Below are 13445 nucleotides of genomic sequence, written 5' to 3'. Positions count from 1 at the left end.
CGCTATCTGAAATATTCTTTAAGCATCCCGAAGTTTGACAAAAACTATACTAAAACTCTGAATCTGCTTAAAGAATTGATCTGAAGGTTCTTTGCAGTATTGAACAAAACAATTTCGACATTACTTTTCTTCGCTTTGAAAAGTAATGACTGAACATGATACATCAAGTTATTCTTTGTTCAAAATAAAGAACAACGTAGTTAAAATTTTGGAGTTCACAAAAACTCTGAAAGCCTTCCACTTTAAACTATTATTTTCCGGATGCTTCCTGATTGGGTAAACCGCAAATTGCTTTAGCTGAGTTACAATATTACGAAAATGTTCATTTGATTTAACTTTCGAAACCGCCGTGGCAAGAATGGCAGTAGCTACTACAGTTTGTATTTCATTTATTTTTGATATAATCTTTTTGTCTTGCCCTTCGATAATCACATTCATTTCACCAATGTTGGCAAGCATATCCAGATTTCGCTTCTGCAAGTGCTGTTTGTCCTTTATATTAGTGGTAGACCCTTCTCTTATTGAATGATAAAAATAAAGGCAACTCTTTATCTTCTTATACTTATCAGCATTTAAAAGCGCTTTTAAAACCGGTATGGCTTCTTGCGAAGTTCTATTTAAAGGAAATTCAAAGTTGATATCATTTAGTAGTTGGCGTTTGAAAATGCGATTCCAAACAAACATATTATACCCATATAGTTCAATAGCCTTTTTGCCTGTAATAACGTCTGTTTCTATTGTTGAATAATAAGGATCTAAAAACAGTTTTGTACTCGGTTTTCTGAATCTTTTTGAATAATCAAACTCTAATATATCCAGATCTTCATTTTGTATTTCAGCAAATAAAACACTTAGTGCATTCTCTGCGATCCAGTCATCCGGATCAACAAACCAGATATAATTACCTGTAGCCTTGGTGATTCCGAAGTTTCGAGCATCTGACACCCCTCCGTTTTCTTTAACAAAAGACTTCACAAAACTATACTTTTCTGAATACTGATCTATTATTTCCTGACTGTTGTCTGCTGAGCCATCATTAATTATTAAGATTTCCAGTTTGCTTTTTGTAGCTGGCAATTCAGATTGACTGATAATACTATCCAGGCATTTGGAAATATACTGCTCTACATTATATACCGGAACTATTATAGAAATCTGCATATCTCTCTGATTTTTATAGGGTAATGAAACTAAAAGTTATATGGTAAAAACAAAAACGGCTCGATTTAAAAAAAACAGACAACCTTAATTCTCTCATGTACAAATATTTATACCTTTTCTGCGGTAGAAAAAAATCAGCATAATTCAAACCGCAAGTGACGCCAATGAATGAAATATTTCAATCACCGCCGCTATTACAAATAGTACATTTCAAGACTTCTGCATCTATTTTTTGCCTAAGTCTTGTGACGCAATCAAACATGATTATCCTGCTGGAGTCTGACATAAAGCAACAGCGAGTATATTTTGTAAATAATACAAGAAAGAAGTAATTCATCAGCATTAACGAGAATCAACCAAATCCAGAAGGATTTATTTGTGTGTATTTTTTTTAATATCCGGGCTTCTTTGTATTATCAATTGATTGTCTATATTCTCTCCTGTTTTTTCACACTCTTCACAAGACTTTCAAATGATTAACCGATTATCAAATCAATGTATTTTCTACATGATAACTTTTTATATAACATGCAATGAATTAGTAAGTTAATACTAAATATTAGTATCAATGTATGTCATTGATTTTTCTTTTATCAATTTTAACTTAGAATTTACTTTAATATAATCTATCGGTTCACTTAAAATTGTTCTATCAAAATCCTCAAAATTCTTAATTAATCTGTTTCCTAAACCTAACATATCCAGCAAAGAATAGAAGCGTGACGCCCCTCGCGCCTCATTTACAATAGTAAGAAACGGTTTATTGAATATTATCGAAAAAACTGTACCGTGAAAAGAGTCAGTCACTATGAAATCTGCATCGTAAAATGATTTTACCCAGGATTCTATAGATGGAAACTTATGATCATCAAGACTGTCAAAATCGTAAACCTGCCACAAACCCTTTTGCGGTTCATTGATAAATGGGGCTAAGTTTAAATGGTCTGCTATACTTTTAACCATTTTTTCTTTTTTTCCATCTTTACTAAATATGTATACAAATAATCCACTTCTCTCAGACTTCAGATCCTTAAACAGATTTACATAGTCTTCCTTATCTAATAAAAACGTAGGGTCAGCAACCAGTTCTGCTTCTATATTAAAGTATTTGTTGCAGAGCTTAACTCCTGAAGACTCACGTACAGACACCGCATCGAATTGGCTTATTAGACTCTTGCATTGGGCTGCCTGTTCATCACTATATTCCCATTCTTCCGTTCCAAATGACGATGCATATGAAATTTTTCTAATGGCATTGTTCCCTTCCAGAAAATCAAGGTAGAAGTTATGGATATCGGGTGAATACCTTGGTCTCCAGGCCTGATCACTCCCCACGATAACTATATCAAACGATTCTTTCAAAAAATAGTTTCTAAGTTTTTTTGTAGAATACAACTTCTTAGAAACATTCATTTTTGTATCTAAAAAGCGTTGTGTTTCAGCAGTGATATATCGCAGTTCTTTTTCAGAAAATATTTTCCTGTGTTTTCCTATTAGTCGGTTATATGTTTGATTTTTTATTATTGATAAAGGCTTGCGCAAATAACTAAATCCTTTTTCCCTTGCAGCAGTTATGCACTGAAAGCCCTTATTAGAGAGCACTAGCTGCAGTGCATAGTTCTGCATAATACCTCCATAATTCCTGCCGAGTGGTTGAGTTAAAATAGCAATTTTCTTCATTTATTCTAATACTCTACAAATTTATTATAACAACCTTTGCGACTTTATTTACAGACATCAGATTCAATTATCGAAAGTTGAAATAAGTGAGTTAATTGAATATTATAAGAATAATACCTGCAAAAGTAATTACATGAGACCAATAATGGAATTTAAAGTATATAAAAATTCAAAAAAAACACTGCTTCCGGTGAGAAAACCCTATTCATTCTGTATCATTAAGATGTACACTCGCCACAACCTGTACATAAATGCGCCTTTATAATTTCTTGATACTTACATTCATTTTCTTTTTGTTATTCGATTAAAAAGACCGAACAACAAATTTCTTTCGTTTTTATCAATACCTAAAGTAAAAATGGCACCTATTGTCACTAATAGATAGAGAATTATTTTTATCCAAATTCCTGTTATGGTATCGCTTATATACATATTCATGAATAATCCTGAAATAATTACGACCATCAGTACCAAAGCAATCCGAAATAGAACTTGCGTAAAAAAGGCGGAAACGTTAAGATTTAGTACCTTATGGACGAAAAAAAGTCGGAAGGCAACTATTACAACCGAAAACATAATACTGACAATATATACGCTTTCAGCACCGGCATTATACTTTAATGCTATATAACTCACTGGTAGATTCAAAAAGATTAGTGTACCAACCACTATCTGATACCATTTCACATTTCCTGTTGCCTGAGTACCAACCATTAATGGCCCGGACATAGTATCAATGAGTAAAAAAATCATGCACAATTTAACAAAAACCGGGGCGTTCGGGGGGGTATTGGCCAGCCACAAACCTAATAAATATTCTGTATTTAAAAGTACCGGACTAGCCAATATCAGCATCAAAAAGAATGAATATTTTACACCCTTATAAATCAAATTACCCGTCTGGTCCAAATTGCCCTGCGAATAGCTCTTAATTATCTGAGGGTTCATTGCCAGCTGGAAATTGTTCACAAAACCTATTACCGCAAAATGCACTTGCATTGTTATGCCATAAGCCGCATTTACCATAGTACCAAAAAAAATATTGAGCAAAAGATTGGTACCTTGAATTTTGCCAACTACAGCCATATTACCGAATAAATTCCAACCCGAATATGAAATTAATTTAAAGTAAACTTCTTTATTCTTATAAAATTTAAAACTGCATTCCTCAAAGTTCTTAATACAATATATTCTATAACAAACCGCCTGAACAATAGCAATCAGAAAAATGATAACAGAATACAATTCTAGTTTGTCATAATCAACTACAAATAATATATACACTCCTCCCAGCTTCAATAAAGCATCTAAAATACTGAAGCCTGCATAAATGTTCATTCGTTCTCTTGCTACAATTAAGGCATGAAAAGGTGATTGCATTATGCTGATTAAGGATGTAAATATTGAGAACTGAAAAATCCAGTTAGTTGCTCCTAATCTGGCTTTAGGTACATTCAGATAATTGTTGATATAGAATAACCCTAGTGTTTCTGACAATAAAAGAACTATCAGGGCAATTCCGATGTGCACAATAACCGCCGTGTTAAAGGTTTCTTTTAATTGACTGATGTTGTTTCTGCCAATATCAAAAGCCAAAAAACGTTGAGTTGACGACGACATAGCAAGATTCAAAAAACTGAAGATGGCAACTCCCCCACCTACAATAGTAAATATCCCGTAATCCTGAACTTGCAGAGTCTTTAGTACTAATCTGGAAGTAAATAATGATACACTAAGCGTAAAAAACAAACGGATATATAAGAAAATCGTGTTTGTAGCAATCTTTTCTGAACTAGACAACTTAAATAGTAATTTTGAATAGATTAAAATATTTCACTTTAGCAGTTTTGTCATTGGTACCAATTCAATTGAAAAACAACATGACTGGTATAATATATTTGGTATAGTGTTTATTGATTTGCAATATTAAATATTTTACCTGAATGCCATACAATTAAACCCACATTAACTTGTATTAATATTGATTCCGGAGATATAAGTATAAGGATAGCAATTAATAATATAAACAAATAGCGTATTTGTACCAAAGTATATAGTTCTGCTTGAAGATTGATTTGAGGGCTCTTCACATTATTGTCCAAAAGGATTCGGCATTATTTTTCTTTACTTTGAGAAGCAAATGACTGGATTTATTCTTCATTCAAAATAAAGAATAACGAAGTTAAACTTTTGGAGTTCACAAAAGTTCTGAAGGCCTTCCATTTTAAACTATTATAATCCGGGTGCTTTCTGATTGGGTAAATCGTCAGTTGCTTTAGCTGAGCAATAATAATAAGAAAATGCTCATTTGATTTAACTTTCAAAACCGCCGTGGCAAGAATGGATGTAGCTATATCAGTTTGTATTTCATTTATTTTTGATACAATCTTTTTGTCTTGCCCTTCGATAATCGCACTCATTTCGCCAATGTTGGCAAGCATATCCAGATTTCGCTTCTGCAAATGGTGTTTGGTCTTTATATTAGTGAGAGACTCTTCTCGCATTGAAAGATAAAAATAGAGACAGCTCTTTATCTTTTTATATTTATCAGCATTTAAAAGTGCATTCAAAACAGGTATGGCCTCTTCTGAGGTTCTATTTAAAGGAAAAAAAAAGTTTATACTGGTCAAGAACTCTCGTTTGAACACCCGGTTCCAAACAAACATACAATATCCATATAATTTAATAGCTGTCTTACCAGAGATAATACCCGTTTCTATTTTTGAATAATAAGAATCTAAATTTAATGTATCATCTGCATCACTAACCTTTTTTGAATAATCAAATTCTAAAACATCCAGATCGTCATTTTGTATTTCATCAAATAAAACCTTGAGAGAATTTCCGGCAACCCAATCATCAGGGTCAACAAACCAGACATAGTTGCCTGTAGCTTTAGAAAGACCAAAGTTCCGGGCATCAGATACCCCACCGTTCTCTTTAATAAAAGACTTTATAAAAGTATATTGCTGAGCATACAAATCAACTATTTGCTGGCTATTATCAACTGACCCATCATTGATTACAAGAACTTCCAGATCAGAATTTGCAGTAATTAATTCCAATTGATTAACAATACTATCAAAACATCTTGAAATATATTGCTCTACGTTATATACTGGAATTATTATAGAAATTTTCATTTCATCTAATTTTTACTTTATGGTTAAAATGAAAATAATACAGAATATCCGGAAAGAATTGAAATGAATGTGTCAGATATTATAAGAGCCATTCTTCTCTCCAAAATTCGCCACTAGACTTTCAAAAGATTAATTAAAGGCCAACAGCATCGCACACCGACGCAATACCAGATACTTCAATAATTATCTTATATATTACCGTCAATAAATGCAAACGATTTTTCTCGTACCAATTTTAGCAAGGAATTTACCTTCACATAATCTATCGGTTCACTGAATAGCTTCTCATCAATATTCTCAAAATCTACTACTATCCTATTTTGCAAATTAAACATTTCCAACAAAGAGTAGAATCTTGAAGCCCCTCTTTCATGATTTACTATAGAAATAAAGGGTTTATTAAATATAATCGAGAAAACTGTACCATGAAAAGAATCCGTTACTATGAATGCCGCATCGTAGAATGACTTCAACCAGGATTCCAACGACGGGTACTTATAATTCTCCGCTTCATCATAGTCATTCAATATCCCCATATTCTTTTTGGGTTGAGTGCTAAAAGTTGTTAAACCTAATCTTTTTGCTACCTCTTCAACAAGTTTTAGTTTCTCTTTATCTCTGTCAAAAAGATAATAAAACACTCCCCTTTGCTGTGCTTTCTTTTCGCTTAATAGATTTATATAATCTTCCTTATCTAATAGCAATGTTGGATCAATAACTATCTCTGCTTTGATATTTAAGTATTTTTCGCAAAGCCTGATTCCAGAAGATTCACGTACCGACACCGCATCGAATTGTTTTACTAAGTTTTTACACTTTTTAGTTTCTTTCTCGTTATACTCCCATTCATCCGTTCCAAATGAAGATGCGTAGGCAATCTTTTTAATGACTTTGTTACTCTTCAGGAAATCAAGGTAATAGTTATAAATATCAGGAGAATACTTCGGTCTCCAGGTCTGATCACTACCAACAATAACAACATCAAACGACTCTTTCGCGAAATATGCTTTCAGAGCTTTTGTTGAATATAATTTCTCCGAGATACTCATCTTAGTATCTAAAAAACGCTGGGTTTCAGCGGTAATCTCCTGATACTCTTCTGCTGTAAATACTCTTCTATGTTTTCCGATTGCCCGGTTGTATGTTTTATTCTTAATTCCTGATAAAAGTCTATAAAAGTAATTAAACCTTTTTTCTCTCGCAGCAGTTACAACTTGGAAACCTTTATTGGAAAGTATCAATTGCAATGCATAGTTCTGTATTATTCCTCCGTAGTTCTTCCCAAGTGGCTGCGTTAAAATAGCTATTTTCTTCATATAATTTAATTAATCTCTACAATTCCAGATTACTAATCTAAGTATTTTTACTTATTCTAAACAGATAAAATTCCTTACTATCAAAAGATGACATAATAACTTTTAACTTTATCGAAATTATATATCGACAATTATGCAAAAGTAATTGTATGGAATTGGAATCAATAATGGAGTTTAAAAATGCAGAAGGGTGCACACACTATAGCACAAAATGATATTTCTTCCGTCAGTATACCCAATTGATAATATAAAATAGTTGTAATGAAGTCTTCACTCAAATTTACTACGTAACCTTTTTATGCCCTAATATTTTATACTTAGTATTGCTTTTATGCCATAACAAGAAGCTTCGGCCGTTGAATCCTACAATAAAATAAAAGAACCAATTTCAATCTTTGTTTCTGAATTAAATTAAGATGAATTAAATAAAAGTTTTCTTCTTTTATCAGGAAAAATCACTTTTTTTTCTTCAAAAACACAAACTAAATGCACATAAATTGACCATTATAATATACTGAATGCTAACATTCATTTTTCGCCTGTTTTGAAGAACAAAACCATCTTGTTTAACATAGCATATAAAGCATTCCTTTCACTTTTATCAATTCCTATAATGAATACCACTATTACAGTTACTAAGCTATTTAAAAAAGTCTGTAATAGAATATCTTTGATACTGACCACAGGAGTTTTTGTGAACATGAAAAAAGGAATAAGAATCAATAGCACTAAAACAATCTTCAATATCACTTCAGTAAAAAAAGCATAAACATCCAGGTTAAGAAGTTTTCTCAGAAAAAATATTCTAAAAACTAAGCATACAATTGATACTATAATACTTACAATAAATACGCTCTCAGGAGTAGCTCCTAGTTTCAATACAATATAGCTTATAGGTAAATTTAAAAATAGTACAGAACCCAGAATTATCTGATACCATTTTATTTTTCCGGTTGCCTGCGCACCTACAATTAATGGCCCGGATACAGCATCAATTAACGTACCTATTATAGCCAGTTGAACAAAAGTTACTGTATGAGCGGGAGTATGTCCTAACCATAAATCCAGTATATACTGTTTATTCAAAAAAAAGGGACTAGCCAATAATAGCATTAAAAAAAACGAATACTTTGAACCTTTAAAAATCAGATTATTCGTTTGCACCAGATTTCCCTGAGAATAATTCTTGGTTATTTGAGGATTTAAGGCCGTCTGAAAATTGGTAACAAAAATAGCAACTGCAAATTGGACTTGCATGGTAATACCATACGCAGCATTAACTATCGTACCAAAGAAAATATTAAGCAGAAGATTAACTCCTTGTCCTTTTGCAACAGCTGCAATATTGCCAAAAAGATTCCAGCCGGAAAACGAAATCAATTTGTTATAATAATCCTTATCTAAATAAAGTTCAAATATGCTTTCCTCAAAGTTTTTGTAGCAATACACTCTATAACCGATTGCCAAAACAATGCTAAAGAAAAAAACAAGAATAGCATATAATATCAGCTTATCATAATCAATTATAAATAATAAGAATACGGCGAACAATTTTAAAATAGAATCAACAATGCTGAAAATTGCATATACGTTCATCCGTTCTCTCGCAATAATTAAAGCATTAAAAGGAACTTGCATTATGCCAATTAAAGATGTGAAAATTGAAAATTGATAAACCCAATGAGTTAATCCCAACTTTTCTTTCGGCACATTTAAATAGTTATTGATATACCATACGCCCAGGGTTTCAGACAATAATAAAACCAAAAGAGAAATTCCAATGTGAATGATAAATGTGGTATTGAAGGTTTTTTTAAGTTGGTCCTTGTCTTTTTTACCTATGTCAAAGGCTAAAAAACGATACGTTGCAGTAGACATGGCAGAATTAAAAAATCCAAATAACGCAATCACACCTCCAACAATACTATAAATTCCATAGTCTTCAACATGCAGAATCTTCAAAATAGATCTTGATGTATACAAGGATACACTTAGCGTAAAAAACAAACGGATATATAAGAAAAACGTATTTTTAGCAATCCTTTCTGAACTTGACAACTTAAAAATTAATTTAGAGTAGATTGAAATATTTTCACGAAACCGCCGCTTTTTTTATCGTTAGCGCAGATTCAATTAGCAATTGTATGATAGTTGTAGTTTCTATCAGTTCACAATATTAAAGATTTTATACGAATACGATGTCATAGTCCATATTAATTATGTTATAAAATTTGCCTTAATCAATTTTACTTAAAAAGAAAAAGACATTCATTATACATAATCACACAATATCAAACCGCAATCAGATTAAAGTAGCAGATAGTTGTTCGAACAAATGTTAAATCCAATAAATAACATTCATCTCGCTCCTGATTCCCGAAAAACCCATATAACGTAGCCCTGATGAACTCGTAAAACTACTTTTGCTTTATGTTTCTAATTCAGAAAATTACTTTCTAAAATCTGTTTTGCGTAGCTTTGCAGTATAATTTTTGCTTAGTTGTCAATCAATCTCTTGTATGCCTACAATAGTAAAATTTACACCTAACGAAAATTTTAATTACGTTCATTCAACTTTCAAAGCAGATGTTAAAGAGAATCTTCTTATCGCTAATTACTGTTTTTTTTATCGTAAACGTGCATGCACAAACGACACAGACGATCCGTGGCAGAATAATCGATACAAATAATGAAAAACCACTAGCCGGGGCTAATATAACTTTGAAAAGTACCACACACGGCACTCAAACTGATGAAAACGGATATTTCAAACTAGAGAAAGTATCTCTAGGCCGTCATCAGTTAGAAGTTAGTTCGGTTGGCTTTGAAACCCAGACTATTTCAGAAATACTGGTCGAATCAGGCAAAGAAGTGATTTTGGAAATCCGCCTGCAGGAAGCTACCAAACTGTTAGGTGAGGCTATTGTTAAAGCGCCCTCAAACAACCTGTCCGGCTCTTTAACAAGTATTCATTCTATTACAACTGAACAGATATTCCGTTATCCGGGCACATACCTTGACCCGGCGCGCCTGGCATCTGCTTATGCGGGTGTGGCCAATTCAAATGATCAGGCCAATGGTATGGTTATACGAGGCAACTCGCCTAATGGTATGCAATGGAGACTGGAAGGCGTTGAAATTGTGAATCCGAATCACTTAAGTAATGCCGGCACTTTCAGCGACCGCATTACTCAGAACTCCGGCGGAGTTAATATCCTTTCAGCACAATTACTTGGCAACATGAATTTTCTTTCAGGTGCTTTTCCTGCCGAATACGGCAATGCCTTGTCTGGTGTAATGGATATGCGTTTAAGAAAAGGTAATAATCAAAGACACGAATTTACTGCACAGGCCGGGCTTATCGGCCTCGACTTAGCAGCAGAAGGCCCACTGAATAATACTAAAAAGAATGGCAGCTATCTGGTCAATTACCGTTATTCGTTCACCGGTCTGTTAGGATTGATGGGAGTAACCTTTGGTGGCGAAGATATCACATTTCAGGACTTATCTTTCAACTTAACTTTACCCTCTCGGAAAGCCGGTGTATTTACTGTTTTTGGTATGGGTGGCCTTAGCAGCAATTATTTTGCAGGTAACAGAGACACTACGCAATGGGAAGTACAAAAAGATGGTTATGATATTAATTACACCAATAAAATGGGCGCTTTAGGTGCTACGCATAGTAAAAATATCGGCGATAAACTTTTGTGGCGAACCGTATTAGTAGGTTCTGGTTTAGAAAGTGTCCGTAAAGGATATAAGCTAGATAAAACCACACTTCAAAGACAGTTAACGCAGTCTGATAGTATTACCAAAAGCAGAATATCTCTTTCAAGCTCATTGAGCTATAAGATTAACTCGAAAAACCTATTAAAAGTCGGTGCATTTATTACTCATCAGTCAGATGGTATCTATTCTTTATCAAGCGACAAAACCGCCCGTGGAGAAGGGAAAGGCTATGTGTTGCAGCCTTATGTAAACTGGCAGTTTACTCCGGTTTCTAAACTCACTGCAAATATCGGGCTTCATTATCTCAACTACACGGTAAGCAAAGCTCAATCGGTTGAGCCACGCGTTTCACTCGGCTATCAGTTAACGGGTAATCAGTCTCTGAGTTTAGCTTATGGCCTGCACAGCCAGTTGCAATTGCCACAGGTATATTTTGCGGTTAATCCATTTACACAAACCACCCCGAATCTTGCTTTAGATTTTACTAAAGCACATCATTACGTATTGAGCCACCAGTATTATTTCAAAAGAGGCTCTTATATGAAAACAGAACTGTTCTATCAGAAAATATTCAATGCTCCGGTTACTGCTCCTAATGCAATTGACCCCGGGTTCTCTACTCTCAATCTGGTTGAAGAGTTTTCAGGAGAGCCGTTGCAGAACAAAGGAACAGGGCAGAACTACGGTATTGAACTTACCTATCAACAATACCTAACTAATGGTTTCTATGCATTAGTAAACGGCACATTCTATAACGCAACTTATTTAGGAGGCGATGACATAAAAAGAAACAGCCGCTATAATGGTAAACATATCTTTAACCTCACGGCAGGTAAAGAATGGAACCGCAGCAAAAACCGTATTATAGGAGCAAGTATCCGTGTTATCTGGTTGGGTGGATTCTATGAAACACCAATTGACGAGCAGGCATCACAAGCGGCGGGTCGCGCAGTGTACAGAACCAGCGAGGCCTTTACCATCAAACAACCCGACTATTTCAGACCTGATCTACGTGTTTACCTGAAAAGATCTAAACAGCGTTATTCGAGTACATTAGCATTAGATCTTCAGAATGTTGCGGGTTATCAGAATACAGCCTATAGTTATTATGATGTATATCAGAAAAAAGTGGTTAAGCAGTATCAGTTAGGTCTTATTCCGATTTTGAGTTATCGTTGGGAATTCTGAGCAATCAGGCTTTCCTTTGGTAATTTTTCTCAGAGTAAGATTCCGGTGGTGATATAAATCTGCCACTCTTACAGCGAAGCCAATTTACTCTGGCTGCGGATAAAAGTCCTTATTTTCCATGCTAATGAACCTGTCAGATTAGCTGTCACATTATCAAATTGCCGCCAACGGGTTGGAGCAATATCTTCTGACCCGGAATTGCTTGCTCCGCCCGGCAAGGCTCTTGAATCTCCTGAAACAACAACCCATTCATTCACCCAGTCATCATTGCTATGAAAACTGTCTTTTACAACGATTTCATCTGACTGGAAATCAAGAATCTGAATCCATACTCTCCCATGAGCAGATACCGACTTTTTACATTTCGATACCTTTGCTGTCACTTTCTCATAAACAGGTTTAACATTTACACTGTCAATTTTCTTTTCACCAACCTTTACATCCACATTGAATGTTTCTTCCGAACAGCTCTTTTGTTCCATTCCTACGTTCAGAATCTCGTAGCCAAACCTTACTACATAATCAGGTTTCAGTTGCATTTCAATGGCCTCATCCGGACTATAAAACTGAAAGAACGGCTTTGCTTCTGCAGACACAGGCAATTGTTTCTTCAAACTTTTCTCAATATCTTTCACATAATCCTCGTCATTTTTGTAGTCTCCTTCCAGCACTATTCGCACGGTTCCTTCTGCCAGCGACTCGCTAATCAGTAAATCTAACTCCTTGCGTGAAGGAGATAACTTCTTAGCCATCTGAAAATTATGATAGGCTCTTTGCGCATCTATTTTAGACTCTAAACCCAATGCCACTCGCCCGGCTTCTATCCTGTCTTCGGTAGCAAGATTGCGTGCGGCTCTTTGCTCAACTTCATAAAATACAGGCATTTGTATATGCCTGCATTCAGAACAATTTTCAATTTTCGCAGCCATTTCATTCAGAGTTCGGTATCGGGCATAAACCTCTTCCCAATAGAAAGGCTTCTTTACCTTTTCAAGACTTGCAATCTCTAATAAAATTCTATTCTTCTGTTCTTTATAGGCCAATTGCAGTCGCTCTGTGTATTTTTGTTTACCGGGTTTTCGATTTACTTTTTTTACATAAGTAGTCACGTCTCTGACACTATCTGAATGCCAGTTTTTAGATGTGCAGGCTCCGGTAACAGAAGTCAGCAGTAGAAGTATGAATAGTTTTTTCATAGTGTTGGATTATGCAATAGTAAGATGCTTCT

General features: G+C 34.4%; 8 protein-coding genes. 1 reads left to right on the top strand and 7 read right to left on the bottom strand.

The window, feature by feature from the left end:
• Positions 1-168: 168 nt before the first annotated feature.
• The 6 genes from AC1RRY_RS07595 to AC1RRY_RS07570 form a co-directional block, all read right to left on the bottom strand.
• Positions 169-1161, bottom strand: coding sequence for a glycosyltransferase (locus AC1RRY_RS07595; protein WP_492816823.1), 993 nt, complete (start codon positions 1159-1161; stop codon positions 169-171).
• A gap of 552 nt (positions 1162-1713) precedes the next feature.
• Entirely contained in the window at positions 1714-2841 is a 1128-nt protein-coding gene (locus AC1RRY_RS07590; protein ID WP_492816825.1) for a polysaccharide pyruvyl transferase family protein, read from the bottom strand.
• 282 nt (positions 2842-3123) lie between these two features.
• On the bottom strand, positions 3124-4641 hold the full coding sequence (locus tag AC1RRY_RS07585; RefSeq protein ID WP_492816827.1) for a lipopolysaccharide biosynthesis protein: 1518 nt from the start codon (positions 4639-4641) through the stop codon (positions 3124-3126).
• 350 nt (positions 4642-4991) lie between these two features.
• Positions 4992-5984: a glycosyltransferase gene (locus AC1RRY_RS07580; protein WP_492816828.1), complete on the bottom strand. Its 993-nt coding sequence runs from the start codon at positions 5982-5984 to the stop codon at positions 4992-4994.
• Positions 5985-6172: 188 nt separating this feature from the next.
• Positions 6173-7300, bottom strand: coding sequence for a polysaccharide pyruvyl transferase family protein (locus AC1RRY_RS07575; RefSeq protein WP_492816830.1), 1128 nt, complete (start codon positions 7298-7300; stop codon positions 6173-6175).
• 528 nt (positions 7301-7828) lie between these two features.
• Positions 7829-9358, bottom strand: coding sequence for an MATE family efflux transporter (locus AC1RRY_RS07570; RefSeq protein ID WP_492816832.1), 1530 nt, complete (start codon positions 9356-9358; stop codon positions 7829-7831).
• A gap of 528 nt (positions 9359-9886) precedes the next feature.
• Between AC1RRY_RS07570 and AC1RRY_RS07565 the strand changes: the two genes are divergently transcribed.
• Positions 9887-12217 (top strand): carboxypeptidase-like regulatory domain-containing protein, encoded by a 2331-nt coding sequence (locus AC1RRY_RS07565; protein ID WP_492816834.1) that lies wholly within the window; start codon positions 9887-9889, stop codon positions 12215-12217.
• 68 nt (positions 12218-12285) lie between these two features.
• Here AC1RRY_RS07565 and AC1RRY_RS07560 read toward each other — a convergent pair whose 3' ends face one another.
• Positions 12286-13413 carry a hypothetical protein gene (locus AC1RRY_RS07560; protein WP_492816836.1) on the bottom strand — a complete coding sequence of 376 codons (1128 nt, stop codon included), beginning with the start codon at positions 13411-13413 and terminating at the stop codon, positions 12286-12288.
• Positions 13414-13445 lie beyond the last annotated feature (32 nt).

The organism is Emticicia sp. GW821-FHT11C11, from assembly GCF_058808615.1.
This window is presented reverse-complemented; position numbering and strand designations above follow the sequence as displayed.

What these genes read in the sequence shown, in the direction of transcription:
- AC1RRY_RS07595 (WP_492816823.1), bottom strand. Translation starts at nt 1,161, where the DNA reads ATGCAGATTTCTATAATAGTTCCGGTATATAATGTAGAGCAGTATATT.
- AC1RRY_RS07575 (WP_492816830.1), bottom strand. Translation starts at nt 7,300, where the DNA reads ATGAAGAAAATAGCTATTTTAACGCAGCCACTTGGGAAGAACTACGGA.
- AC1RRY_RS07560 (WP_492816836.1), bottom strand. Translation starts at nt 13,413, where the DNA reads ATGAAAAAACTATTCATACTTCTACTGCTGACTTCTGTTACCGGAGCC.
- AC1RRY_RS07590 (WP_492816825.1), bottom strand. Translation starts at nt 2,841, where the DNA reads ATGAAGAAAATTGCTATTTTAACTCAACCACTCGGCAGGAATTATGGA.
- AC1RRY_RS07565 (WP_492816834.1), top strand. Translation starts at nt 9,887, where the DNA reads ATGTTAAAGAGAATCTTCTTATCGCTAATTACTGTTTTTTTTATCGTA.
- AC1RRY_RS07580 (WP_492816828.1), bottom strand. Translation starts at nt 5,984, where the DNA reads ATGAAAATTTCTATAATAATTCCAGTATATAACGTAGAGCAATATATT.